General features: G+C 34.6%; 1 pseudogene. It reads right to left on the bottom strand.

The annotated features are described in order from the left end of the window. Positions 1–243: pseudogene (locus AWV70_RS21900) on the bottom strand (tetracycline efflux MFS transporter Tet(L)); the annotation flags it as partial.

The raw sequence follows: 243 nt of genomic DNA, 5'->3' as shown, positions 1-243 counted from the left end.
TACAAATAAGTGGATTGATCAAGGTCCATAGGTAGCAACTTCTGATTCAGTAAGCGTACAGATAATAAACCACCAACAATTGCAATTCCTATTCCCTCTGATAAAAAACTGGTAAAATTAAGCAAACTCATTCCGGCACCAGCTTCCTTTTGTTTCAAACTACTTGAAACAATTGTAGATATAACTGTTTTGGTGAATGACAGCCCACCAAAAACAAAAACTAATATAATTGTCAGTAACCAT

Origin of the sequence: Sporosarcina koreensis (assembly GCF_001531445.1) — a bacterium.
Taxonomy (GTDB): domain Bacteria; phylum Bacillota; class Bacilli; order Bacillales_A; family Planococcaceae; genus Sporosarcina; species Sporosarcina koreensis_C.
The sequence above is the reverse complement of the archived record's forward strand: the minus strand, read 5'-3'. Positions and strand labels throughout refer to the sequence as shown.